Genomic DNA, 24534 nt, shown 5'->3' on the forward strand with positions numbered 1-24534 from the left:
TCGGGGGCCGGCACCCGGAGGAACCCGCCGAATGCGCCTGCTGCTCGTCCGCCACGGTCAGACCCCGTCCAACGTCCGCCATCTGCTGGACACCGCGGCACCCGGTCCCGGCCTGACCGAGCTGGGGGAACGCCAGGCCGCCGCGCTGCCGGCCGCGCTCGCCGGCGAGGACATCGAGGCCGTCTACGCCTCCACACTCGTCCGCGCCCAGCTCACCGCCGCTCCCCTCGCCGCGGCCCGCGGGCTCGACGTGATCGTGCGGGACGGCATCCGTGAGCTGTCCGCGGGTGATCTGGAGATGCTGCCCGGCGACTCGGAGCGCGGCGAGCAGTACATGCGGATCGCGTTCGCCTGGGCCGCGGGGGAGACCGCCCTGCGGGTCCCCGGCGCGGAGAGCGGCGCCGAGGCGCTCGCACGGTACGACGCGGTGGTCGCCGAGGCCGCCCGCAGCGGCGCCGGGACCGTCGCCATGGTCAGCCACGGCGCCGCGATCCGGACCTGGACGGCCGCCCGCGCCGGCAACGTCGACGTGGCCTTCGCCGCGGCCCATCCGCTGGAGAACACCGGTGTGGTGGTCCTCGAAGGCTCGCCGTCCGACGGCTGGAAGGCCCTGACCTGGGCCGGCGCGACCGTCGCCCCCGCCGGCGACGGCGGTCCCACCGGGGAGCCGGTGGACCCGGCCGGTCACGCGCGTTAAGCGTTTGCCCCAGCCCCTCGGCCGCCCGCAGAATGCGGCCTCATGGGACATCTGGAAGCCGCGCACATCGAGTACCACCTCCCCGACGGGAGGGCCCTGCTCGGCGATGTGTCCTTCCGGGTGGGCGAGGGCGCCGTCGCCGCCCTCGTCGGACCCAACGGCGCGGGCAAGACCACCCTGCTCCGGCTGCTCTCGGGGGAGCTGAAACCGCACGGCGGCTCCGTCACCGTCAGCGGCGGGCTCGGCGTGATGCGGCAGTTCGTGGGCTCGGTACGGGACGACACGACCGTCCGTGACCTGCTGGTGTCGGTGGCGCCGCCCCGCATCCGCGAGGCCGCGCGGGCTGTCGACGCCGCCGAGCACGCCGTCATGACCGTCGACGACGAGGCGGCCCAGATGCGGTACGCGCAGGCGCTCGCGGACTGGGCCGAGGCACGTGGCTACGAGGCGGAGACGCTGTGGGACATGTGCACCACCGCCGCGCTCGGCGTGCCGTACGACAAGGCGCAGTGGCGGCAGGTGCGGACCCTCTCCGGCGGTGAGCAGAAACGGCTCGTGCTGGAGGCGCTGCTGCGCGGCACCGACGAGGTGCTGCTGCTCGACGAACCCGACAACTACCTCGACGTACCCGGCAAGCGCTGGCTGGAGGAGCGTCTGGCCGAGACCCGCAAGACGGTCCTGTTCGTCTCCCACGACCGCGAACTGCTCGCCCGCACCGCCGAGCGGATCATCTCCGTCGAGCCCGGCCCGGCCGATGCCGACGCCTGGGTGCACGGGGGCGGCTTCGCCACCTACCACGAGGCCCGGCGGGAACGCTTCGCCCGCTTCGAGGAGTTGCGCAGGCGCTGGGACGAGAAGCACGCCCAGCTGAAGAAGCTGGTGCTGAATCTGCGTCAGGCCGCCGCGGTCAGCCACGAGATGGCCTCCCGGTACGCGGCGGCCCAGACCCGGCTGCGCAAGTTCGAGGAGGCGGGCCCGCCGCCGGAACCGCCGCGTGAGCAGGACATCACCATGCGGCTCAAGGGCGGCCGGACCGGCGTACGCGCCCTCACCTGCGCGGGACTCGAACTCACCGGCTTGATGAGGCCGTTCGACCTGGAGGTCTTCTACGGCGAGCGGGTCGCCGTCCTCGGCTCCAACGGCTCCGGCAAGTCGCACTTCCTGCGACTGCTCGCCGGGGACGACGTGGCGCACACCGGCGAGTGGAAGCTCGGGGCGCGGGTGGTGCCCGGGCACTTCGCGCAGACGCACGCCCATCCGGAACTCATGGGCCGCACCCTGCTCGACATCCTGTGGCGGGAACACGCCCAGGACCGGGGCGCCGCGATGTCCCGGCTGCGCCGCTACGAACTGACCGGTCAGGCCGAACAGACCTTCGACCGGCTCTCCGGCGGCCAGCAGGCCCGCTTCCAGATCCTGCTGCTGGAACTCCAGGGCGTCACCGCCCTGCTCCTCGACGAGCCGACCGACAACCTCGACCTGGAGTCCGCCGAGGCGCTCCAGGAGGGCCTGGAGGCCTTCGACGGCACGGTCCTGGCGGTCACCCACGACCGCTGGTTCGCCCGCTCCTTCGACCGCTTCCTGGTCTTCGGCAGCGACGGCCGCGTCCGCGAGACCCCGGAACCGGTATGGGACGAGCGACGGGTGGAACGGGCACGCTAGAGGCTGCCACCGAGGCCCCCTGATGCGCGGCCTGCCCCCAGGTCGAGCGGGTCGCGTGGCGGCTGGTGGGCACACTGCCTGGTCAGAGGGCCGGGGCGTGGGTGTGGTCGCGGGCCGGCTTCCCGCCGGCGCCCGGCCCCAGGTCGCGGGAGTGGGCTGCTTGGCCGGCGTGGTGTGGGGCCGGTCCGGTCGGCCGGGTCGGCCGGGTGCGGCGGCGGGGCCGATGTCCGGGCGCCGCCCGGCGCGGGCCGGGCGGCGCGGGGGCGCGACGGCGTCCCGGTCAGGGCCGGCGCAGCAGTGCGCCCAGGCCGCCGGCCGGTACGTCCTGCTCGCGCGCCGCCTCGATCGGGGTCAGCGAGATCGCCGGGGCGTTCGTCGCGACCACCGAGCGCAGCAGGGCGTCGTCCGCGCGGGCCGACCAGGAGTTCTGCTCGCCGAGGATCTTCAGGTCCGTACGGCGGACCGCCAGCTGGTCGGCTTCCTCCCCGATCCACACCTCACGGTGCGTGTCGCCGCCGTCCGGGCGCACCACCAGCTCGTCGACACGGTGCTCCCGCGCCGCCTCGACCAGGGCCGGCACGCCCTCCGCGGCCCTGGCGCGACCCTCGTCGTCCGGTGCGCGGGCCGCCAGGAACCGCTCCAGCTCCGCCTCGGCATGCCGGCGCACATGAGTGGCCCGGGCCTCCTCCACGTCCCCGTCGAGCAGCCGGCTGCCCGCGCCGTGCCGGGCCGCCACCACACGCTCGTGCAGCCGCTTGGGCAGCCGCTCGTGCACGGCCTGCCGCTCCCGGTCGTCGCCGACGAGAATCAGCAGGTCGGCACGGGTCTCCTCCTGGCACACCGCGAGCGCGTCGGCGATCTCCGCGGCGTTGTGCTCCCAGGTGTTCTCCACCCGTAGCTGGAAGTGACGCTCCGACCAGTCGGCGGCGCTCGTCCGGTGCACGGGCCACTGGCGTCCGGTGACCGAACCGGCCTTCTCCCGGGCCACCGCGCTGCGCAGCTCGAAGTCGGCCCCCCTGCGGTCGATGTACGCCACGACGGCCACCGCGGCCTCGCCGGTCAGGTCCAGCAGCGGGGTGGCCCGGGGCAGCGGCGCCCACACGGCGGTGTCGCGCTGCGGGGCACGGGCCAGCGGCGGATCGAGGACCACCTTGCCCGCGCGGGCGAACAGGGCCCGGCCGTGCGGCTCGGGCGAGTGCTTCAGCTCCTCGATCGCGTCCCGCACGGCACGGCAGGTCGCCTCGTCGGCGCCCTGCGCGGCGAGCTCCCGGGACATCGCCTCCGCCGTCAGTTGCCGCTGATGAGGCGTGTCCTCCGCGTGCCGTGACAGGTCCACGTACACGGAGGCCCAGGGGCCCGGATGTTCGTAGAGTGGATGCAGGAACGCGAGATCCATGGCTCCCTCCCGGTTGCCGCTCGGGGGTACTGCTTCCCGGGCGGGTACCCGTACCGCATGAGAGAACACGACGAGCGGGGCACCACGATGACCGGAGTCGACCCGGACCGGCTGGATGACCAGCAGCTCATGAAAGAGCTGGAGACCATCCACCGCACGCGCCACGACACCCTGCTGTACGGCTCGAACGACGCGCTGCGTGTGCACAACGAACGCATGGCCCAGCTGGAGGGCGAGTACCTGCGCCGCAATCCGCGCCGCTGCGTCGCTCCCGGCCGTACCCGCGACGGTGCCCGCGAACGCGCCTGCCCCGAGGCCGCCCGTGAGGAGCGGACCCCGGTGGGCAAGTGGGGCTCCGGCGGCCCGGCGACCCGGGAGCCCGGTTCGGTGTGAGGGCGTGGCACGGCGCGAGCCGGGCTCCGCATCCGGAGACCCGGCTCGGCGTCGACGTGCCGCGGCGCTACGCGCTCTCCTTCGCGAACACCTCGAGGAAGGTCCCGCAGAAGGCCTCCAGATCGTCCGGCCTGCGGCTGGTGACGAGCTTGTTGCCGCCGTGGTCGCACACCTTGACCGGCTCGTCCACCCAGGTGCCGCCGGCGTTGCGGATGTCGGTCCGCAGACTCGGCCACGAGGTCAGCACCCGGCCCCGTACGACGTCGGCCTCGACGAGTGTCCACGGCGCGTGACAGATCGCCGCGACCGGACGGCCCTGCTCGAAGAAGTCCCGCACGAAGGCCACGGCCTTGTCGTCCATCCGCAGGAAGTCCGGGTTGGCGACCCCGCCCGGCAGCACCAGGCCGCCGAAGGAGCCGGCGGACGTCTCGCCCACCACCTCGTCGACGGGGAAGGTGTCCGCCTTGTCGAGGTGGTCGAAGGCCTGGATCTCGCCGCTCTTCGTGGAGACGAGCACGGGCTCGTGCCCTGCGTCGGAGACGGCCTTCCAGGGGTCGGTCAGCTCGACCTGCTCGACGCCCTCGGGCGCGGTCAGAAGAGCGATACGCATGATGCCTCAGCGTCCTTCCGTGTGCTTCGTCCTCTTCCTGCTCGCCCGGCCCGGCCTCGCGGCCGCCACCGAGGGGCCCGTCTCACACAGGCCCCCTGATGTCGGGGACGGGGCGTGCGGCGGTGTCCGGGTCGGCCCTGCTGATGTCGGCGAGGGCACTCTGGGGGTCCTGGGCGAGCGCCAGGTCCCCGAGGCTGACCATCCCGACCGGCAGGCCGTCCTCGACGACGGGGAGCCGGCGTACGGCCTTCTCGCGCATCAGCGCCACCGCCGTGGACACCGGGTCCTGGGGGCCGACCATCACCGGGTCGGGCGTGCACACCGACGCGGCGCTCACCGTGAGCGGATCGATGCCCTCGGCGACCGCCCGGACGGTGATGTCGCGGTCGGTCAGCACCCCGACCACCCGTTGTCCGTCGGCCACGACCACATCCCCGATGTCCTGGGCGCGCATCAGCTGCGCGGCCTCCACCAGCGAGGCGTCCGGACGGACCGCCACCACCCCCGGTGTCATCACTTCCCGCACGTAGTCGGCCGTCATCATGTCTCCCTTTGCCGCTCACCATGGGCCAGGGCCTCGGCCAGCTCCTGCACGTTGCCGTAGCGGGCCGAGCGGGGCAGCCGCCGCAGCGGCTCGATCAGGGCGTCGGGCGCGTTCCGCCGGCGCAGGGCGCTCACCAGGTCGCCGGGCCCCGCGGGGAAGGCGCTGCGGCCCAGGATCCGGCCCATCTCCAGCCGGATCTCCGCCAGCGAGCCCGGCATGGCCGGACCGCCCGCGATGCGCGGGTCGTCGTCGGCGGTGGGCTCGGGGTCGTGCCACTCGTCCGAGCGGGTGGGGTGGCCCGACCTGAGCAGCCCCTGCAGTTCGTGCTTCATCTCCTCGTCCCGGTGGACGCTCAGCCGGTCACTGCCTCGCTGCATGTCTTGCTCCAGACTTCGGGGTCGCCGCACCGCGTACCCGGAGGACGGGGAGCGACACAGGGTGCGCAGGACCGCATCCGGCCCATTTCGTCGCCCGCGCTCCTCCGCCCCTTCGTCCCCCGTTCCCCGGGACGGCCCGCCCGGTCGGCGCACGGGCACCCGGGCGGGCCGCCCTGGCACCTACGGCGGAGCTGGGGACCGGGCGCGCGGATGTGCCGGCACCCCGCTCAGGCGGGCGGTCGCGGCGGGACCGGCGTCCGTCCGGCCCGCTCAGGTGGGGTCGCCGGCGGCGGTCCGCTGGTAGACGTCGGGGATGCCGTCGTGGTCGTCGTCGCGGGTCTCCTCCTCGTACAGGCGGCGGTAGACGCCGTTGCGCCGCTTGACGAGGAGGGCCGCCAGGAAGGCGGCGACGAAGGAACCGACCAGGACGGCGGCCTTGATGGGCTCGGCCGCGGCCGGGTCGGGGAAGGCCAGTTCCCCGATGAGCAGGGCGACCGTGAAGCCGATGCCGGCCAGGACGGCGAGGGCGAACACGTCGGCCCACGCGAGGTCGGGGTTGAGCTTCGCCCGGGTGAAGCGGACGGCCAGGTAGGTGCCGGCGAAGATGCCCAGGGACTTGCCGGCGACGAGGCCCAGGATGACGCCCAGCGGCTCCGGTTCGGTGAACACCTCGCCCAGCGAGGCGGCCGTGATCCCGACACCGGAGGCGAAGAGCGCGAAGAGCGGTACCGCCACGCCCGCGGACACGGGATGGAGCAGGTGGGAGGTGCGTTCGGCCGGTGAGGCCTTCTCGCCCTCGTCGCGGGTGGTACGCAGGATCAGGCCCATCGCGACACCGGCGACCGTGGCGTGGACACCGCCGTTGTACATGAGCGCCCAGGTCACGAGGCCGAGCGGGACGTACCACCACCAGCCGCGCACGCGGAAGCGCTGGAGCGCGTAGAAGACGATCAGGCACGCGAGGGCGCCGCCCAGGGCGGCGAAGTTGAGGTCGCTGGTGAAGAAGACGGCGATGACCAGGATGCCGCCGAGGTCGTCGACGACGGCGAGGGTCAGCAGGAACGCGCGCAGCGCGGCCGGCAGATGGGTGCTCAGCACCGCGAGGACCGCGAGGGCGAAGGCGATGTCGGTGGCCATGGGAACGGCCCAGCCGGACAGGTCGCCGCCGCCTGCCGCGACGGTGACGGCGTAGAACGAGGCCGGTACGACCATGCCGGCGAGGGCGGCGATGACGGGCAGGGCGGCGGTCGCGGGTGTGCGCAGCTCGCCGACGACGAGTTCACGCTTCAGCTCCATGCCGGCGACGAGGAAGAAGATCGTCAGCAGGCCGTCCGCCGTCCAGTGCCCGACGGACAGGTCCAGTCCGAGCGCCGGTATGCCGAAGTGGAAGTCGCGTATGTTCTCGTACGTGTCGCCCCAGGGGGTGTTCGCCCAGACGAGGGCCACCAGCGCCGCGGCGAGGAGGACGAGACCGCCGACCGTCTCCGTGCGCAGGGCCTGTGCGACGGCGTTGCGTTCCGGGAGCGGAAGCAGGCCGAGGAAGGGGGAACGCTCGCGGGGCGCGGCGGCCATCAGTGATCCTCCGGGGTGCGGGGCGAGGGCATACGAGCCCCCTGGACGCCGACCAGACTTCCCGGCACACCGCGCGTCGTGCTGCGGCCGCACACGAGGGCGGCCCTTGACGCGTTCTTTACACCCTAACCGCCTGCCGCCCGCCCTGCCAGACCCCGTTTCACCTGCTGAAACGCTGATTCCGGGCATGACGAGCGGGCCTGTGCACACCAAGGCGCGAGGTGTGCACAGGCCCGCTCAGGAGTCGGGCTGCCCGGCCGTGGGAGGCGGTCAGGCGGTGGTCTTCACCGGCTCCTTGCCTTCGTCGGTCCCGTCGGGCTCGCCGGCCTTGCGGGCCCGGACGAACTCCAGGAAGGAGTTCAGCTCGCGCTTGACGACCGGGGCGAGGAGGTAGAGGCCGATGATGTTGATGACGGCGAGCATGAAGAGCACGGCGTCGGCCATGTCGATCAGGGTCTGCAGCGTGAGCAGCGAGCCCGCGACCGCGAACAGCGTGTAGAGGACCTTGAAGGTCACCTCGCTGGCCTTGCTGCGGCCGAACAGGTGCGTCCACGCCTTGAGGCAGTAGTAACCCCACGTCAGCACCGTCGAGATCGCGAACAGCATCACCGCGACGGTGAGGACGTACGGGAACCAGGGCAGCACCGTGCCGAAGGCGTCGGAGGTGATCGTGACGCCGCCGATGGACTCACCCGCGCGTGCCTCGGCCCAGCTGGCCGGGTTGGCAATCACGATCGTGAGGGCGGTCATGGTGCAGATGATGACCGTGTCGATGAACGGCTCCAGCAGGGCGACCAGGCCCTCGCTGGCGGGGTGCTTGGTCTTGACCGCGGAGTGGGCGATCGGCGCGGAGCCGAGACCGGCCTCGTTGGAGAACGCGGCCCGCTTGAAGCCGATGATCAGCGCGCCGAGGACACCACCGGCGACGCCCTCGGGGTTGAAGGCGCCCTCGACGATCGAGACCAGGGCGTCGGGAACGGCCGTGACGTTCACCAGGATGACGACCAGGCAGGCGGCGATGTAGATGCCGGCCATGGAGGGGACGAGCTTGCTGGTGACGTTGGCGATGGAGCGGATGCCGCCGAGCAGGACGATGCCGACGAGCGCGGCGATCAGGATGCCGAAGAACAGGGCGCCGGTCGAGGAGCCGATCGCGCCGTCCTCGCCGCCGGCGACGGAGACGAGCTGGGCGTAGCTCTGGTTGACCTGGAAGAGGTTGCCGCCGAAGAGGCCGAAGAACAGGACCATGAAGGAGGCGAGGACCGCGAGGACCTTGCCGAAGGTCTTGCCGTTCTTGCCGAAGCGGTCGGCGAGGCCCTTGGGCAGGTAGTGCATCGGGCCGCCGGAGACGGTGCCGTCGGCGTGCACCTCGCGGTACTTCACGCCGAGCGTGACCTCGACGAACTTGGTGGCCATGCCGAGCAGACCGCAGAGGATCATCCAGAACGTGGCACCGGGACCACCGATGGAGACGGCGACGGCGACACCCGCGATGTTGCCGAGTCCGACGGTGCCGGAGACGGCCGCGGTCAGGGCCTGGAAGTGGTTGACCTCGCCTGCCGACCCCTTCTCGTCGAACTTGCCCCGGACGACGTCGACGGCGAGCCGGAACTTGCGGATCTGTATGAACCCGAACCAGCCGGTGAAGACCAGACCGGCGACGACGAGCCAGGCGACGATGAGGGGGAGGTCTGTTCCGCCGACGGGGACGGCGTAGAAGACGACTTCGCCGAGCCAGGAGGCTATCGGTTCGAAGAAGGAGCTGACTGCTTTGTCGACGGAGTCTGTGAATGCGTCGAGAGACACTATGGCTACCTCGGTGGCGCAGGGGGACCGGCGCCCGGGGAGGCTGCGCCGGCGAGTGTGCGGTCTTTGAGCGAACGCCGTTGTCCGATCGGCGACCCGCCGTGGCACGTCCCTCGGACTCGGGCCGTGTTCACGTGGTCGTGCTGCCGGCGAGTGCCGGCACCCAGCAGAGGGCGCGAGCCCAAGCGGGTTGCGCAGTTTTAGCACGTCGTTTACGCATCCTTTAGTGATGCGAATCACATAACGGTGAGTAGCTTCAGAAAGTCCCAGCAGTCGTGACCGGACCGTTATGCGGAGTCATGCCTCCGCTGAGCGAACAGGCGGAATTTCGGCGGTCCAGGAATTTGCGCTGATCAGGCGCCCTGCGGTCAGGGGCTGTCGGGTCATGGCGCGCCGGTGTCACGCGCACCGCCCACCCCGATACGCTCCGTGATCGCGGGCGGCAGGCGCAGGCGGCCCCAGCTCCGGCTCTCCGGCCGGTCCGTCATCTCGCCCCCGCGCACTCTTGACGCGCCGATGACGGATTCCTGGCGCTCCACCGGCATGCAGACCCTCACCAACGCTGCCGGGAACCGGCAATGCGCTCGGGCGGCACAGCCGGGCAGCATGACGTCCAGGGGAGCACCACGGATGGTTCCGGTGCCGGACACCGGCAGACGCCCGGCACCGGAACCCGAGGGGCGGTCCACACCGGGCCTGGGGTGCCGAAGCCGGAAACGGGGGGTTGGGACATGCGGACCTTGCTGGAAGCCGCCACCGGCCTGCCCATGATCGTGCTCACCGCCGCACTGGTCGTCCTCGTGTGCTTCTGGCTGCTGGTCGCGGTACGGGTCGCCACCCCCGCCGGCTTCGACGCGGACGTCGACCTCGGACCATGGGGCATGGGCGGAGTACCGGTGTCGGTCGCGCTCTCCTCGCTCACGGTCCTTGCCTGGCTGCTCGGCATCGGCGCGACGACTGCGCTGGCCGCCTTCCTGCCACCCGGTCCCGTCACGGGACTGCTGCGCCTGGCCGTGCCTCTCCCGGCGCTTGTCGTCGCCTGGCGGCTGACCCGCCTGTTCGTCCGTCCGTTGCATCGCCTGCGTCCCGACGAACCTGTGCCGCCCCCGCGCGGTGCGGCAGGCACGGGCGACCGCGCCGCGCCGCCCGGCGCCTGCGACGGGAGCCGGGACTCCCTGCGGGGCCCGTCGTACGACGGAGCGCTGCGGGTGCGCGATCGCGTGGCCTGAGACGCGCCACCCGCGGCGCCCCGGCCCGGCCCGCTCTTCCTCACACTTCACCCTCCTTACTGCTCAAGGACGTATGCCATGGATGCCATGACCGTGGGCATCGGCGCGCTCGCCGCCGCCTGCCTGCTCGCCGTTCTCACCGTTCTCGTCGTCTCCCGTCTGTTCCGCAAGGTCGAGCAGGGCAAGGCACTGATCGTCTCCAAGATGCGGAAGGTCGACGTGACCTTCACGGGGCAGGTCGTGCTGCCGGTGCTGCACAAGGCCGAGGTGATGGACATCTCGGTGAAGACCATCGAGATCACCCGGGCCGGCAAGGAGGGCCTGATCTGCCGGGACAACATCCGCGCCGACATCCGGATCTCGTTCTTCGTGAAGGTCAACAAGACCGTCCAGGACGTCATCAAGGTCGCCCAGTCCGTCGGTACCGCGCGGGCCAGCGACCGGGACACGCTGCAGGAACTGTTCCACGCGAAGTTCTCCGAGGCGCTCAAGACCGTCGGCAAGCAGCTTGACTTCACGGATCTGTACACCAAGCGCGAGGAGCTGCGGTTCCGCATCATCGAGGTCATCGGTGTCGACCTGAACGGCTACCACCTCGAGGACGCGGCGATCGACTATCTGGAGCAGACGCCGCTGACCCAGCTGGACCCGGCCAACGTCCTGGACGCGCAGGGCATCCGGAAGATCACCGAGCTGACGGCCGCGGAACACGTGCGCACCAACGAGGCGCAGCGCACCGAGGAGAAGGAGATCACCCGGCAGAACGTCGACGCCCGCGAGGCCATCCTGGAGCTCGAGCGCCGTCAGGCGGACGCCGAGATCAAGCAGCGGCGGGAGATCGAGACCGTGCGGGCCCGTGAGGAGGCCGAGACGGCGCGGGTGGTCGAGGAGGAGCGGCTCCGCGCGCAGGGCGCCTTCCTCAGCACCGAGGAGAAGCTCGGTGTGCAGCGTGAGAACCAGGCCCGTGAGGTCGCCGTCGCCGCGAAGAACCGCGAACGGGTCATCGCCATCGAGAGCGAGCGCATCGAGAAGGACCGCCTGCTGGAGGTCATCGCCCGTGAGCGCGAGACCGAGCTGACGAGAATCGCGGCCTCGAAGGAGGTCGAGGCGGAGAAGCGGGAGATCGCCGAGGTCGTCCGCGAGCGGGTCGCGGTGGACCGTACGGTCGCCGAGCAGGAGGAGTCCATCAAGAAGCTGCGCGCCGTCGAGGAGGCGGAGCGGCAGCGGCAGGCCGTGATCATCGCCGCCGAGGCCGAGGCGCAGGAGCAACTCGTCAAGGACATCAAGGCCGCGGAGGCCGCCGAGCAGGCCGCCGTACACCGTGCCGCCGAAGAACTCACCCTGGCCGAGGCGCGGTTGAAGAGCGCCGACCTCGACGCCCGCGCCAAGCTGCGGCTCGCCGAGGGCGTCCAGGCCGAGCGTGCGGCCGAGGGGCTCGCGGCCGTCCAGGTACGCGACAAGGAGGCGGACGTCCTCGAGAAGGCGGGCCGTGCCGAGGCGGAGGCCACCGGGGCCCGGCTGCGGGCCGAGGCGGAGGGCGCCCGGGCCAAGGCGCTCGCCGAGGCGGAGGCCGTCGGCGAGAAGCTGAAGGCGGAGGCGGCCGGGCTCACGGAGAAGGCCGCGGCGATGGCCGCTCTGGACGAGGCTTCCCGTCACCACGAGGAGTACCGGCTGCGGCTGGAGGCCGAGAGGGACATCCGGCTCGCCGGACTCGACGTGCAGCGGCAGGTCGCCGAGGCACAGGCCACGGTACTGGCCACCGGGCTGGAGAACGCCGACATCAGCATCGTGGGCGGCGAGTCCGTCTTCTTCGACCGGCTGATGTCCTCCATCTCGCTCGGCAGGAGCGTCGACGGCTTCATGCAGAACTCCGAGACCGCCCAGGCGCTCGCCGGGCCCTGGCTGGACGGCACCGCCCGCTTCACCGACGACCTCAGCCGCATGCTGAGCTCGGTCTCCACGGCCGGCGTGCAGCACCTGACCGTCTCGGCCCTGCTGACGAAGCTCATGAAGACCGGCGGCGCCGACGCCGGCCGACTGCAGCAGCTGATGGACCGGGCAGGCGAACTGGGCCTGGCCGATCTGCCGCTCGCCGAGCTGGACGGCGGTGTCCGGGCCTGATCGCGGCCCCGCAGGTCCGCAGCTGCCGCACAGGGGACGGCAGCTGCGGACGCCACCTCGTGAACGACACCGAACGTGAAGGGAAACCGCACCATGGCAACCGGCTCGGACACCGGTACGCAGGAGGCCATCGGCACCGGCGCCTACGAGGTGCTGCGCGAGCGTCTCACCGCGCAGGCCGCCGAACTCACCCGCCGGGCCGAGGCACTCGACGTCCGCCGCGCCGAAGAGTTCGGCGCCACGCGACTCGAACTGGTGGGCACCGAGCGGCTGCGCACCGACCACGCCTGCGTGGCCCGCGACATCGTCCCCGTCGGCGACACGCTGCTCCTCGGCCACGACGCCTTCGTCGGCCGAGGACCGGAGACGACCGTCGGTGACGTCTTCGCCCTGCACGACCGCGCCTTGCGGCGGTTGCCCGACGACGCGGTGCCCGGCCTGCTCGACGACCCCGCCTTCGTCCGCGAGTTCCTGGCACTGCGTCGCTACTACCGCCAGGCCCAGCTGCTCCAGCTCCGGCGCGTCGAAGGCAAGGTGCTGGCCGTGTTCCGGACCGGTGAGAAGGCCGAAGACATCCGGGTCCTGCGCTGGGCGGCGACCGACGACGGGGGGACGGCCTTCCTGGACGCGCGAGGCGACCGCGACCACGTCTTCCCGCCCTCCCATGACTTCGAGTGGACCGCGACCACCCGCGAGGACCACGTCCTCGGCCGCCACCCACACGTCTCCATCGAGGGGCAGGTCTTCGTCGGTACCACCGGCGGTACCCTCACCGTCAAGATCGAGAACGACACGGAGCGGGGCGAGGGCGTATATGCCGAGCCCCTCGACGAGCCCCTGCAGTCCCTCGCCGACGCGGACATCGCGTACGCGCGCGTGGGCGCCCTCGTCCTGCTGCGGATCCGCCCCTACAAGGAGGCGGCCGACCGCCATCTGGTGCACAACACCCTCACCAGGACCGTCGTCCGCCTCGACGGCATGGGGCAAGGGTGCCGTCGCCTGCCCGACGACCAGGGCATCGTCTTCCCCGGCGGCTACTGCCTGGCCACGGGCACGCACAAGACGTACGACCTGGACACGCACGGCCTGGAGTTCGAGCGCGAGGTGCGCTCACCGAACGGCGAGGACGTGCTGTACGCGTTCCGCGCCCGCGCCGCCGGCCGCACCCTGCTGCTGCCGTACAACCTGATCCGCAAGGAGGTCGCAGGACCGATCTCCGGCCGCGGCTGGGCGCTCTTCGACGACGGGACGCTCGCCGTCCTGCGTGACGGCGCGGACGAGCCGCAACGCGTGCATCCCGTCCAGCTGTGGAAGTCCCCTTACGTCTCCGACACCTACGCCGCCGCCCAGCCGGCCGGCACCGGCCCGCTGGCCCGCGTGGGCAACGCCGACCTTGTCCGCGGCATCTCCGACTGTCTGTCCGTCGCACGCGCCGTCACCGCGACGACGCCCACGAGCGCGGTGTACGAAGCCCTGGCCGCCGCCTGCGTACGGGCCACCGACGCCCACCACTGGCTCGGTGAGCCCGGACTCGGGGACCTCCACGAGCCGCTCACGCAGGTGCGGGCCACCGCGGAACAGGTCCTGGCCGAGTTCGAGACCGTCCAGGCCCTGCGCCGCCAGGCCGCCGACGCGCTCGCCGGGACCACCGCGCGCGTCGCCGCGCTCGTGCGGCGGATGCGCGGCGAGGCCCCGCGCAGTGCCGCCGCCTGGGTCACCGGACTCACCGAACTCCGGCACGCGCAGGGCCACCTGCTGACCTTGAAGGACATGCGGTACGCGGACGCCGCCCGCATCGACGCCCTCGCCGCCGACACCGAGGCCGACCTCGCGTCCTTCGGCCGGCGTGCCGTCACCCACCTCTCCCGTGAGGACGCCTTCGCCGAGCACCAGCAGGACATCGGCCGGCTCGTCGCCGAAGCAGCGGCGATCGCCACCACCGCCGAGGCCGCGCCGCTCGCGGCCCGCCTCGACGAACTCGCCGACGGCCTGCGCACGGTGACCGAAGTGGTCGCCGGTCCCGACACCGGCGACACCACCGTCCGTACCGGCGTCCTGGAGCGGGTCGCCGAGGTTCTGGGCGGTGTCAACCGGGCCCGCGCGACGCTCGACGGCCGCCGGCGCGAACTCCGCGACCACGAGGGCCGCGCCGAGTTCGCCGCCGAGTCCGCGCTGCTCGGCCAGTCCGTCACGGGGGCGCTCGCGGTCGCCGGCACTCCCGAGGCGTGCGACGAGCAACTCGCCCGCATGCTCGTCCACGTGGAGAACCTCGAGTCACGGTTCGCCGAGTTCGACGACTTCCTCGGCGACCTCGCGGACCGCCGCGAGGAGATCCAGAGGGCGTTCTCCGCCCGCAAGCAGACGCTCGCCGACACGCGCGCCCGCCGCGCCGAGCGCCTCGCCGACTCCGCGCACCGCGTGCTGCGTACGGTCACCCGCCGCGCCACCGCGCTCGCCGACGCGGGCGCCGTCGCCACGTACTTCACCTCCGACCCGATGCCCGCGAAGATCCGGCGCATCGCCGGCGAACTCCGCGAACTCGGTGACCAGGTCAGGGCGGAGGAGGTCGACGGCCGTCTGAAGGCCGCGCGCCAGGAGGCCCTGCGCGCCCTGCGCGACCGCGCCGACCTGTACGCCGACGACGGCGCCACCCTGCGTCTGGGCGCCCACCGCTTCGCCGTCAACACCCAGCCCCTGGACCTGACACTGGTCCCGCACGGCGAGGGTCTCGCCCTGGCGCTCACCGGTACGGACTACCGCTCCCCGGTGACGGACCCCGGCCTCGCCGCCACCCGCCCGTACTGGGACCGCCCGCTGCCGTCGGAGTCGCCGGACGTCTACCGCGCCGAACACCTCGCGGCCCGGCTGCTCGGCGAGCACGGCCCTGCCGCCCTCGCGGACGCCGGCGACCTGCCCGCCCTGGTGCGGCAGGTGGCGGAGGCCGCATACGACGAGGGGTACGAGCGCGGCGTCCACGACCATGACACGACCTTGATCCTCACGGCGCTCCTGCGCCTGCACGAGGGCGCCGGCCTGCTGCGCCACGAGCCGGCCGCCCGCGCCGCGGCCCAGTTGTTCTGGGCCCACGAAGCGACCAGCGACGTACGCGACAGCCTGACCCGGCGTGCGGTGGCCCTGGCCCGCGCCCGGGACACCTTCGGACCGGCACCCGCGATCGCGGACCTCCAGGCGGAGCTGACGGAGGCGATCGGCGGTCCGGCCGCCGATTCCGCCGCCGTGTACCTCTTCGACGAACTGACGAGCGAACCCGCCGGTTTCGTCATCAGCAGCGGGACCCGCACGCTGCTCGACAAGTTCCGCCGCACGGTGGGCACGTCGGCGTACGACGACGATCTCGCGGCCCTCGGTGACCTGGCCGCCCGCAGACAACTGGTCGAGGCGTGGCTGACCGCGTACGCCACGGCGACGGGCGCGGACCTCGCCCCCGGTGACCTGGCCGAAGCGGTGGCCGCCGAACTCTGCCCGGACCTGCCCCGCTACGCGTGCGACGCGCCGCTGACCGAGACCGTCGGGGGACTGCTCGGCGCCCACCCGCGCATCCACGGCGGCACGCTCACCGTGCGCGTCGACGAGCTCCTTGCCCGCACCCGGCAATTCCGTGCCCACGAGGTGCCGGCCCACCGGGCCTACCAGTGCCGCCGCACGGCATGGGCGGCGGCCGAGCGCACCCGGATCCGCGTGGACGAGTACCGCCCGCGGGTGATGCCGGCGTTCGTGCGCAACCGGCTGATCGACGAGGTGTATCTGCCGCTGATCGGTGACAGCCTCGCCAAACAGCTCGGCACCACGGGCGAGTCCGGGCGCACCGGCGGCACGGGCGGTCTGCTGCTGCTCATCTCCCCGCCGGGATACGGCAAGACGACGCTGGTGGAGTACGTCGCCGAGCGCCTCGGACTGATGCTGGTCAAGGTGGACGGCCCCGCCCTCGGCCACGACGTGACCTCGCTCGACCCGGCCGCGGCCCCGAACGCGACCGCACGCCAGGAGGTGCAGAAGATCAACTTCGCTCTGGAGGCGGGCAACAACACACTGCTCCACTTCGACGACATCCAGCACACCTCGCCCGAGCTGCTGCAGAAGTTCATCCCGCTCTGCGACGCCACGCGCCGCGCGGAGGGTGTGTGGAACGGCGAGCCGCGCACCTACGACCTGCGTGGCAAGCGGTTCGCCGTCTGCATGGCCGGCAACCCGTACACCGAGTCCGGCGCCCGCTTCCGCGTCCCCGACATGCTCGCCAACCGGGCCGACGTATGGAACCTCGGCGACGTCCTCACCGGCAAGGAGAACGTCTTCGCGCTCAGCTTCGTCGAGAACGCCCTCACCGCCAACCCGGTCCTCGCGCCCCTCGCCGGCCGCGATCGCGGCGACGTCGAGTTGCTCGTCCGCCTCGCGGAGGGTGACCCGGCAGCCCGTGCCGACCGGCTGGCACACCCCTACGCCCCCGCGGAGCTGGAGCGGATCCTGGCCGTCCTGCGTCATCTGCTCACCGTGCGCGCGACGGTCCTCGCGGTGAACGCCGCGTACCTCGAGTCGGCGGCCCGTACCGACGCCACCCGCACCGAGCCGCCCTTCCGGCTCCAGGGCTCCTACCGCAACATGAACAAGATCGCCCAGCGCATCGAGCCGGTCATGAACGACGCCGAACTCGCCGCCGTCATCGACGACCACTACCGGGCCGAGGCACAGACCCTCACCACCGGCGCCGAGGCCAACCTGCTCAAGCTTGCCGCGCTACGCGGTGTGCTGACCGGCGAGCAGGCCGCCCGCTGGGCCGAGTTGAAGGCGGCATACGTGCGGGCGCAGGCACTCGGAGGTGCGCAGGGCGATCAGCTCGCCCGGGCGGTGGCCGCTCTCGGCCTGCTGGCCGACCGCGTCGCCGCCGTCGAGTCCGCGATCACCCGCGCCACCGGGGCGTCGCGGGCGCCCTCCTCGTGATCCGCCAGGACCGTTCGCGGTCGTGTCATTGCCCGCATCCGGCAATGACGGTGCGCCCCCGGTGCACACCAAGGAGCTGTCAAAGACGCGTCAAGGACGTGTAGGGTTCCCAGCGGTGTGCCGGGAAGCCTGGTCGGCGAGCGGGGACTGGTCTCTGTCACGATCGGGGGTTCCGGCATGGTGCTCGTCGCGGTTTTCGGTGTCGCGCTGCTGGTGGCAGTGCTCCTGTCCGGCCTGGCTGCCCGGACCGTCCTGTCCACCTCGTTCCTCTTCCTGGCGGGCGGTGCGCTCGTCAGTGACGGGTTCCTGGGCCTGATCCACATCACGCCGGACAGCGAACTGGTGTCCGTGACGGCCGATCTGGCGCTCTTCGCCGTGCTGTTCACCGACGGCATGCACGTCTCACTGCCCAAGCTGCGCGCCGGCTGGCGCAACCCCGTGCGCGCCCTGGGCCTGGGCATGCCGCTCGCGTTCCTGTTCATGGCGCTGGTGACGCACTTCCTTGTCGGCCTGGACTGGACGACGTCGTTCCTGGTCGGAGCCGTCCTGGCGCCGACCGACCCGGTGTTCGCCTCGGCCATCGTCAGCCGCCGGGAAGTCCCCGCGAAACTGCGCCAGTTGCTGAACGTGGAGAGCGGCATCAACGACGGCCTCGCGCTCCCGGTGGTCCTCGTCCTGATCGCCGCCGCGGGTCCGGCCGCCGGCAGCGCCGAGGCCTCGCCGGGGAAGATCGCCCTGGAGCTGCTGCTCGGCCTGGTCCTCGGCATCGCGCTGCCGCTGCTGGTCAACCGGCTGGCGCGCTTCAGGCTGCTGGGCGCGGAGCCCAAGCTGCAGCCCCTGCTGCCGCTGGCCACGGGCGTCATCCTCTACGGGGCCTGCCACCTCACCCACGCCAACCCCTACCTGGCGGCCTTCTCGGCGGGTGCGGCCGTCGTGCACCTCTCGCCCGAGGCGAAGGCCGCCTTCGAGCCCCTGGGCGAGGCGCTGGCGAAGTTCGCGGCACTGCTGGTCTTCGGCGCCCTGCTGACTCCTCGGCTCTTCGGTGACCTGTCCTTCGGCGGCTATGTGGCGGTCGTCCTGGCGATCGTCCTGATCCGCCCGGCCTCCTTGTTGCTCTCCCTGGTCGGCACGTCGTTCTCCCGCAAGGAGAAGCTGGTGGCCGCCTGGTTCGGCCCCAAGGGTTTCGCCTCCGTGGTCTACGGCCTGCTGGTGCTGCAGTCCGGCATCCCGCAGGCAGAGGAGGCGTTCACCCTGATCGCGGTGTGCATCGCCTTCTCGATCGTCGCCCACAGTTCCACCGACGTGCCCATCGCCCGTGCCTTCGATGTCGACGACCTCGTGGGCATCCCGGCCGAGCCCCCGAGGGCCGCCCCTCAGCAGGAGGAGCGCCGTTGGTCCGAAGGCCGGGTGGACTGCCGGGCCGCATCGAGCGGTACGCGGGAGACGGACCGGCCTGCCTCGCGGTAGGCGGCTCCGCTTCCGTCCGCGGGGACACCCGTGAACGCGCGCAGACGGCGGGCCGCGCGCGGGTGCCGGGGCGGGCCGCACGGCCCGAGGCGTCGATCGGATCGGGTGGCCTCGATTGGATAAAGGCGCGGCGGCGACGACACCTCGCACGTGCATCTTTGCATAGTCTAAAGATGGGGAGGGGTGCCTGAGGAAGGCGGCTCTCAAGTGTTGCGACACCGTTGGAGCAGGCATGGCCGCAGAGAAACCGTCCGCGAGTTCGGAGGTGCTGGCATGGTTGCCGATCGTGGTGATGGCGGTGGTGGCGTTCGTCGACGTCGTCGCCGGACCGGAGGTCGGCTTCCTGCCGCTGGTCTCGCTGGGGCCCGCCTTCGCCGGACTGTTCGGTGGGTGGCGGCGTACGGCGTGCATCGGTCTCCTGGCGCTGGTGCTGTGCGCCGGGCTGGGCCTGTACGACGGGTTGTTCGACGGCCGCCGGGGTTATACGGCGATGGCATCGGTGGCCGGAGTGACATGCGCGGGTGTCGCCGCGGCCGTGATGCGCGGTCGCCGGGAGGCGGAGCTGGCCAGCGTGCGGTCGATCGCGGAAGTGGCTCAGCGCGTCCTGCTCCGGCCGGTGCCGCTGACCGCGGGACCGCTGCAGGCCGCCGTGTCGTACACGTCGGCGGTCGCCGAGGCCCGGATCGGCGGAGACCTCTACGAGGTGGTCGCCTCGCCGCACGGGATCCGGGTCATCGTGGGCGACGTCCAGGGCAAGGGGCTGGCGGCGGTCGAGACGGCCGCCGTCGTGCTCGGCGCGTTCCGGGAGGCCGCGCACGACGAACCGGATCTGGTCGGCCTCGGCGAGCGCCTGGAGCGCAGCGTCGCACGCGAGCTGGAGGGGGAGAAGTTCGTGACCGCGATACTCGCCGAGGTGGGTGCGGACCACGAGGCGGTCTTCCTCACCTACGGCCACCCCGCCCCCATGGTCGTACGCCGGGACGGAACGGTCGACTTCCCGCAGCCGCCCGCGTACGCGCTGCCACTGGGGCTCGGCGCGCACGGCGGCGAGGGGCCGAAGCCCTACCGGGTGGCGTTCGTGCCCGGCGAGCAACTGCTGCTGTACACGGACGGCGTCACGGAGGCCCGGGACCCCGGTGGCGCCTTCTACCCGCTGGGGGAGCGGGCGCATCTGCTCAAGGACGCCGATGCCCGCACCGCGCTGGAGGCGCTGCGCGAGGATCTCGTCCGCCACGCCGCCGCGCCGCCGCACGACGACGCCGCGATGCTGCTGTTGCGGTACCACGCCCACGGGTCCCACCAGGAGGGCCCGCACGGTCATGAGGGAGGAAAATCGTGCTGGTGAGCGAAGTGGCCGGTCACCTCCGCACGGTAGAAAGGACCTATGCCGCAACGTGAGAGGCCCGTGAGGGACCAGGACGACGTCGATGCCGTGACCGGCGCGGTGCTGACGGCTTCGCGGCTGCTGGTCGCGGTCTCGGCACGCTCGCTGGCCGCGGTCGAGGAACGGGTGACGCTGCCGCAGTTCCGGATGCTGGTGGCGCTCCACAGCCGTGGTGCCATGAAACTGGTCTCGCTCGCGGAGTTGCTCCAGGTCGCGCCGTCGACGGCCATGCGCATGGTGGACCGGCTGATCGCGGCCGGTCTCGCGGTCCGGCAGGTCAACCCCGGGAACCGACGCGAGACGCTGTTGCAGCTCACGGACGAGGGGCGGCGCACGGTCGCGGACGTCACGGCCCGGCGGCACGCCGAGATCGCCGCGATCGTCCAACGGCTCGCGCCGGACCAGCGGGCCGCCCTTGTCGAGGCGCTGACGGCCTTCAACGAGGCAGGCGGGGAGCCGCCGGTCCTGGCGGTGGACCAGACGGAGCCGCACCCGCTGGGCTGGGGCGACGCCTCGCTCGGGCAGGGTGCCTGAGGGCGGCTGCGGCGCGCCGTGGTGGCACGGGCCGCTGAACCGTCCGGCCCGGCGCTACGCGTGGTCCTGGGACGAGGTCCGCTCCGGGTCTTCCAGGTACTCGGGACAGTCGGGGTTGCGGCAGGGCCCTGGACGCCAGACGGGCACGAAGAGCCCGAGCGTCTTGTGCCGCCGCTTGACGGTCATCTCGACCGGCTGCTTGCAGATCGGGCACGTCACCACGCCTTGGGGACCGGTTTCATGTTCTTTGCCCATCGCTTTACGCATTCTTTAACGATAGTGCCGGACGGCGGTGACCGCAGCACCGCAGCCGGTCTCCCCCCGTCATGTGCGGCTTCAGGAGAAGTTTCCTGACCGCAGGACGAGGAACACCTGGTCCACCAGCGACGGCAGGTCCTCGGTGCCGTCGCTGTCCACCCAGTGGGTGAGTGCTGTGGTGAGTGCGGCCAGCGAGGCCGCGGCGAGGACGCGGGTGCCGAGCGTGGCGTCCGTCCGGAGCCGGGCCGCGAGGGCGTCGGCGAACAGACGTTCCGTGGCGTGCTGGTTCTCCCAGACCCGGGCGCGCAGTGCCGGTGTCCGCAGGACCAGGCGGGTACGGACCAGGAGTGCTTCCCTGTCGGTCGCGTAGACGGCGGCCAGGCCCTGGGCCAGTGCCCTGTGCAGGGCGGTGAGCGGGTCCTCCTCCTGGGGGCGCTGCTCGATGAGGCGGACGATCATCGGGTCGTAGTCGTCGCTCTCGACCACGGATTCCTTGGTGGGGAAATGACGGAAGAACGTCATGTGGGAGACCCCGGCGGCGGCCGCGATCTCCTCGACGGTGGTGTTCTCGTATCCCTTGCTGAGGAACAGCCGCAGGGCCTGCTCCTGGATCGTCCGGCGGGTCTGGGCCTTCTTGCGTTGACGCAGGCCTGTCGGCGCGGCCGGGCGCGGGTTCATGGCCGGGTTCCCTTCTGTGCGTCAGCTCCAGCCGAAGGTACCCGGTGCGGTCATCGGACCTGGTCGTCGCCGAGCGCGCGGGTCAGCCACCGGCCGAGTGCGGCCGGTGAGGTGCCACGCCAGGCCAGGTGCGCGTCAGGCCGCACCAGCATGACCCGACCGTCACGGGGGACGGCCGGGGTCAGCACTGTCACCGCGCGGTCGTCGCCGAGCTGCCGGCGGGCCGTGGCGGCGCACGGGTGAGCGCCCGCGGTGGGCAGCAGAAGCACCCAGCGCGATCCCAGCTCCGCGTGCAGACGTGTCGGAGTTCCTTCCTCCCGCACGCATTCGAGGTCAGGGACCCGGTCGCCCGCGTGCGGTCCGCGGGTGGTCCAGTCGTGGAGTGAACGGGGTGCGAGCGGGCCGGTGCGGTAGGTGACCTTCAACTGGGAGGACTTCTCCCAGATCAGCCGCTGGACGAAGGGCTGGTTCATCAGCGGGACGAAGACACGGTCGCGCACCGTCCGTGCGAGGGCGGTCTCTCCGACGACCATGCGGGTCATGGCGCTGGTCGACTCCAGCACCTCCCGCGCGATGGGCCGCCGCTCGGCCTGATAGGTGTCCAGCAGCGCGGTCCCGGCCCGGCCGGTGGCGACGAGAGCGAGTTTCCACGCCAGGTTCTCCGCGTCGCCCAGGCCGGTGTTCAGGCCTTGGCCGCCGAACGGGCTGTGGATGTGGGCCGCGTCCCCGGCCAGCAGGATCCGGCCGCGCCGGTAGCTGGACGCCAGCCGGCGGTGGATACGGAAGGTGGAGGTCCACAGCGCCTCGCGCACCGCCACCGCGGGAAGACGTGCGTGGTCCTCGAGCACGCCGGTCAGTACGGTCAGCAGAGCACCGGGCTCGAGGTCCTCCGTCAAGCCCGCGGGCGCCGGCGCCATCAGACGCCACACGTCGTCCCCGGGCAGCGGAAACGCTCCGACCATCCGATTCCCGCGCAGCCATACCGAGACGGCGTCACGGGGCAGTGGCAGGGCGGCTCTCACGTCCGCGAGCAGGAAGCGCTCGATGACGGCGACCCCCGGGAATTCGATGCCCGCCGCCTTGCGCACCCGGCTGTGCGCACCGTCGCACCCCACCAGCCAGTCGGCCCGCACCTCCCCGTCGCTCGTTCCCACGATCACGCCCCGGTCGTCCTGGTCCGCGGCACGTACGGCGCGCCCCCACTCCACCTGGACACCGAGTTCACCGAGGCGTTGCCGGAGCCGGGCCTCCACCTCGGCCTGGGAGATGAGGAGTCCGGGCCTGGTCACCAGCCTGGTGCGCCGGCCGACCTCCAGCCGCGCCATGGGCTCGCCGTTGACGTGGGTGATCACCTGCCCGATCTGCACCGACCGTTGCGGCAGATCCGTCAGAGCGCCGAGGCGGTCCAGCACTTCCGAACCCCGGGGCTGCAGCCCGAGCGCCCGGGAGGTCGCCGAGGGGCGCTCCGCCCAGTCCAGTACCCGCACCGGAACCCCGCTCGCCCTCAACGCGCAGGCCAGGGCAAGCCCGGTCGGCCCCGCTCCGGCCACGACAACGGTCGTATCCGACATCCCGCCTCCTGGTGTTAGTGACTAACTATTGTTAGAGACTAACTCTTGCCTGTCGGAGGTGAAAGAGTAGGCCCGCGCTTGGGGGACCGTGCTGATGCGCGTCGCTTGCCCGTTCCGCCCCTCAGCCGTGCGGAACGACGGCGACAGGGCAGGCGGCATGACGCACGGCCGCGTGCGCGACCGGCCCGAGTTTCCAGGTGTCGTGGGAGGGGCGCGGCCTGCGCCCGACGACCAGGAGCCGGCTACGGGCGCAGGAGGTGAGCAGGACCTGTGGGACCGCGCCCGCGGCGACCCGTTGCAGGACCCTGACCTCCGGGAACTTCTCCTGCCACGGCGCCAGCGTGGTGGTGAGCCAGGTCTGGTGCTCGGCCCGGTCGTGCGGTTCGCTGAACGGCGGTACGGCCGCTACGGCGCGGACGACCGCGCCGTGTGCGTCGGCGGCGGTGAAGGCGAACTCCAGCACGGCGTCGGCGGTCGGCGCCGATTCCGGTACGCCCACCACGATCTCGTCGCAGTCCGCCGCCCCGGGTCGGTCGCAGCCGGTCTCGACCGTCGGGTCGTCCGCCCGGACGACGACGGCGGGGCACCGGGCGAGACCGACGACGCCCTGGGCTGTCGAGCCGAGCAGGAAGCTCGCCACCGACCCGTGTCCGCGGGAGCCGAGCGCGAGCAGTTCCGCGTCTTCGCTGCGGTCGAGCAGGGCCTGTGCGGCCGGGATCGAGAGGAGTTCGGTGGTCAGTTCCAGATCGCCGTAGCGATGCAGCAGCTCGGCCGCTGCCCGTTGCAGCACCTCCCGCCCGTACCGGCGGTCGCTCCGGGCCTCCTGCGGTATCGGCACGACGAGCGGCTGCGTGGTCCACGAGTGGAGCAGGTGGAGGGGAACGTGCCGGTGGACGGCCTCGCGGGCGCCCCACCAGGCAGCCGTCGTGCCGGAAGGGGAGCCGTCCACACCGACGACGACAGGCCGGGCCATGACGCACCTCCGTGTTCCGCGGGACGTACGTCAGGGCCTGATGCCGCACACGTCCCGTACCTTCAGAGTCGTTGTCCCCCCTCTCCCGGGGGAGGGCCGCAGGGGGTACGGCCATGGGGACCTACGGCCCGCTGCGGGCGTGCGGCTCACCGGCCTGTCCGGCGCCTGCGAATTCCTCGGAGGGCTCCGGATGCCGCTGCCACCCCGGTGGTGCGGGGCGTGGCCCTGACCAGCATGTCGGACGCAGCCGCGGACCATCCCGTTTCCGCCGGGTGCGGCAGGGCCGCCCGGCCTCCCTCGGCAGGC

General features: G+C 72.2%; 19 protein-coding genes. 9 read left to right on the top strand and 10 right to left on the bottom strand.

Annotated features, from left to right (window positions below; all coding sequences use genetic code 11):
- Positions 1–31: 31 nt before the first annotated feature.
- Positions 32–697, top strand: a complete 666-nt coding sequence (locus ACGF8A_RS17325) for a histidine phosphatase family protein (RefSeq protein WP_393108924.1) — start codon at positions 32–34, stop codon at positions 695–697.
- Between the two features lie 42 nt (positions 698–739).
- Positions 740–2359, top strand: coding sequence for an ABC-F family ATP-binding cassette domain-containing protein (locus tag ACGF8A_RS17330; RefSeq protein WP_393108926.1), 1620 nt, complete (start codon positions 740–742; stop codon positions 2357–2359).
- A gap of 280 nt (positions 2360–2639) precedes the next feature.
- On the opposite strand, the gene ACGF8A_RS17335 is transcribed toward ACGF8A_RS17330, so the two are convergent.
- A complete protein-coding gene (locus ACGF8A_RS17335; protein WP_393108928.1) occupies positions 2640–3755 on the bottom strand; it encodes a Vms1/Ankzf1 family peptidyl-tRNA hydrolase in 1116 nt (371 codons plus the stop codon).
- 57 nt (positions 3756–3812) lie between these two features.
- Between ACGF8A_RS17335 and ACGF8A_RS17340 the strand changes: the two genes are divergently transcribed.
- Positions 3813–4148, top strand: a complete 336-nt coding sequence (locus ACGF8A_RS17340; RefSeq protein WP_393108930.1) for a DUF6158 family protein — start codon at positions 3813–3815, stop codon at positions 4146–4148.
- A gap of 67 nt (positions 4149–4215) precedes the next feature.
- Here ACGF8A_RS17340 and ACGF8A_RS17345 read toward each other — a convergent pair whose 3' ends face one another.
- From ACGF8A_RS17345 to ACGF8A_RS17365, 5 genes are all read right to left on the bottom strand, one after another.
- Positions 4216–4758, bottom strand: a complete 543-nt coding sequence (locus tag ACGF8A_RS17345; protein ID WP_393108932.1) for a type 1 glutamine amidotransferase domain-containing protein — start codon at positions 4756–4758, stop codon at positions 4216–4218.
- A gap of 82 nt (positions 4759–4840) precedes the next feature.
- Complete coding sequence (locus tag ACGF8A_RS17350; RefSeq protein WP_393109182.1) at positions 4841–5299, bottom strand: CBS domain-containing protein; 459 nt, start codon at positions 5297–5299, stop codon at positions 4841–4843.
- Positions 5299–5679: a DUF2795 domain-containing protein gene (locus ACGF8A_RS17355; protein ID WP_393108934.1), complete on the bottom strand. Its 381-nt coding sequence runs from the start codon at positions 5677–5679 to the stop codon at positions 5299–5301. Before ACGF8A_RS17355 ends, ACGF8A_RS17350 begins: the two co-directional genes overlap by 1 nt.
- Before the next feature lie 270 nt (positions 5680–5949).
- Positions 5950–7251, bottom strand: a complete 1302-nt coding sequence (nhaA, locus tag ACGF8A_RS17360; protein WP_393108936.1) for a Na+/H+ antiporter NhaA — start codon at positions 7249–7251, stop codon at positions 5950–5952.
- Between the two features lie 270 nt (positions 7252–7521).
- Positions 7522–9057 (bottom strand): alanine/glycine:cation symporter family protein, encoded by a 1536-nt coding sequence (locus ACGF8A_RS17365; protein WP_393108938.1) that lies wholly within the window; start codon positions 9055–9057, stop codon positions 7522–7524.
- A 731-nt stretch (positions 9058–9788) separates the two neighbouring features.
- Here ACGF8A_RS17365 and ACGF8A_RS17370 point away from each other — a divergent pair.
- The 6 genes from ACGF8A_RS17370 (at position 9789) to ACGF8A_RS17395 (ending at position 20748) form a co-directional block, all read left to right on the top strand.
- Entirely contained in the window at positions 9789–10286 is a 498-nt protein-coding gene (locus ACGF8A_RS17370; RefSeq protein WP_393108940.1) for a hypothetical protein, read from the top strand.
- A 78-nt stretch (positions 10287–10364) separates the two neighbouring features.
- Positions 10365–12407, top strand: a complete 2043-nt coding sequence (locus tag ACGF8A_RS17375; RefSeq protein WP_393108942.1) for an SPFH domain-containing protein — start codon at positions 10365–10367, stop codon at positions 12405–12407.
- Positions 12408–12500: 93 nt separating this feature from the next.
- Complete coding sequence (locus ACGF8A_RS17380; RefSeq protein ID WP_393108944.1) at positions 12501–17363, top strand: DNA repair ATPase; 4863 nt, start codon at positions 12501–12503, stop codon at positions 17361–17363.
- Between the two features lie 177 nt (positions 17364–17540).
- Positions 17541–18830, top strand: a complete 1290-nt coding sequence (locus ACGF8A_RS17385; protein ID WP_393109184.1) for a cation:proton antiporter — start codon at positions 17541–17543, stop codon at positions 18828–18830.
- Positions 18831–19062: 232 nt separating this feature from the next.
- Positions 19063–20175: a PP2C family protein-serine/threonine phosphatase gene (locus tag ACGF8A_RS17390; protein WP_393108946.1), complete on the top strand. Its 1113-nt coding sequence runs from the start codon at positions 19063–19065 to the stop codon at positions 20173–20175.
- Between the two features lie 39 nt (positions 20176–20214).
- Positions 20215–20748 (top strand): MarR family winged helix-turn-helix transcriptional regulator, encoded by a 534-nt coding sequence (locus ACGF8A_RS17395; protein WP_393108948.1) that lies wholly within the window; start codon positions 20215–20217, stop codon positions 20746–20748.
- 54 nt (positions 20749–20802) lie between these two features.
- On the opposite strand, the gene ACGF8A_RS17400 is transcribed toward ACGF8A_RS17395, so the two are convergent.
- The 4 genes from ACGF8A_RS17400 to ACGF8A_RS17415 form a co-directional block, all read right to left on the bottom strand.
- Positions 20803–21003 (bottom strand): hypothetical protein, encoded by a 201-nt coding sequence (locus ACGF8A_RS17400; protein WP_393108950.1) that lies wholly within the window; start codon positions 21001–21003, stop codon positions 20803–20805.
- Positions 21004–21084: 81 nt separating this feature from the next.
- Positions 21085–21684: a TetR/AcrR family transcriptional regulator gene (locus ACGF8A_RS17405; RefSeq protein WP_393108952.1), complete on the bottom strand. Its 600-nt coding sequence runs from the start codon at positions 21682–21684 to the stop codon at positions 21085–21087.
- A 50-nt stretch (positions 21685–21734) separates the two neighbouring features.
- The gene (locus tag ACGF8A_RS17410; RefSeq protein ID WP_393108954.1) at positions 21735–23255 is read right to left on the bottom strand and encodes an FAD-dependent monooxygenase; all 1521 of its coding nucleotides are present in this window, start codon (positions 23253–23255) and stop codon (positions 21735–21737) included.
- 121 nt (positions 23256–23376) lie between these two features.
- Positions 23377–24228, bottom strand: coding sequence for a universal stress protein (locus ACGF8A_RS17415; protein ID WP_393108956.1), 852 nt, complete (start codon positions 24226–24228; stop codon positions 23377–23379).
- Between the last annotated feature and the right edge of the window lie 306 nt (positions 24229–24534).

This window comes from Streptomyces sp. NPDC047706 (assembly GCF_043204795.1).
Lineage (GTDB): Bacteria > Actinomycetota > Actinomycetes > Streptomycetales > Streptomycetaceae > Streptomyces.

Bases quoted from the DNA above. Each gene is read 5' to 3' on its own strand.
- ACGF8A_RS17415 (WP_393108956.1), bottom strand. From the start codon at position 24,228: ATGGCCCGGCCTGTCGTCGTCGGTGTGGACGGCTCCCCTTCCGGCACG.
- ACGF8A_RS17340 (WP_393108930.1), top strand. From the start codon at position 3,813: ATGAGAGAACACGACGAGCGGGGCACCACGATGACCGGAGTCGACCCG.
- ACGF8A_RS17370 (WP_393108940.1), top strand. From the start codon at position 9,789: ATGCGGACCTTGCTGGAAGCCGCCACCGGCCTGCCCATGATCGTGCTC.
- ACGF8A_RS17335 (WP_393108928.1), bottom strand. From the start codon at position 3,755: ATGGATCTCGCGTTCCTGCATCCACTCTACGAACATCCGGGCCCCTGG.
- ACGF8A_RS17385 (WP_393109184.1), top strand. From the start codon at position 17,541: ATGGTGCTCGTCGCGGTTTTCGGTGTCGCGCTGCTGGTGGCAGTGCTC.
- ACGF8A_RS17355 (WP_393108934.1), bottom strand. From the start codon at position 5,679: ATGCAGCGAGGCAGTGACCGGCTGAGCGTCCACCGGGACGAGGAGATG.
- ACGF8A_RS17345 (WP_393108932.1), bottom strand. From the start codon at position 4,758: ATGCGTATCGCTCTTCTGACCGCGCCCGAGGGCGTCGAGCAGGTCGAG.
- ACGF8A_RS17395 (WP_393108948.1), top strand. From the start codon at position 20,215: ATGCCGCAACGTGAGAGGCCCGTGAGGGACCAGGACGACGTCGATGCC.
- nhaA (WP_393108936.1), bottom strand. From the start codon at position 7,251: ATGGCCGCCGCGCCCCGCGAGCGTTCCCCCTTCCTCGGCCTGCTTCCG.
- ACGF8A_RS17330 (WP_393108926.1), top strand. From the start codon at position 740: ATGGGACATCTGGAAGCCGCGCACATCGAGTACCACCTCCCCGACGGG.
- ACGF8A_RS17375 (WP_393108942.1), top strand. From the start codon at position 10,365: ATGGATGCCATGACCGTGGGCATCGGCGCGCTCGCCGCCGCCTGCCTG.
- ACGF8A_RS17405 (WP_393108952.1), bottom strand. From the start codon at position 21,684: ATGAACCCGCGCCCGGCCGCGCCGACAGGCCTGCGTCAACGCAAGAAG.
- ACGF8A_RS17390 (WP_393108946.1), top strand. From the start codon at position 19,063: ATGGCCGCAGAGAAACCGTCCGCGAGTTCGGAGGTGCTGGCATGGTTG.
- ACGF8A_RS17350 (WP_393109182.1), bottom strand. From the start codon at position 5,299: ATGACGGCCGACTACGTGCGGGAAGTGATGACACCGGGGGTGGTGGCG.
- ACGF8A_RS17325 (WP_393108924.1), top strand. From the start codon at position 32: ATGCGCCTGCTGCTCGTCCGCCACGGTCAGACCCCGTCCAACGTCCGC.
- ACGF8A_RS17410 (WP_393108954.1), bottom strand. From the start codon at position 23,255: ATGTCGGATACGACCGTTGTCGTGGCCGGAGCGGGGCCGACCGGGCTT.
- ACGF8A_RS17400 (WP_393108950.1), bottom strand. From the start codon at position 21,003: ATGGGCAAAGAACATGAAACCGGTCCCCAAGGCGTGGTGACGTGCCCG.
- ACGF8A_RS17380 (WP_393108944.1), top strand. From the start codon at position 12,501: ATGGCAACCGGCTCGGACACCGGTACGCAGGAGGCCATCGGCACCGGC.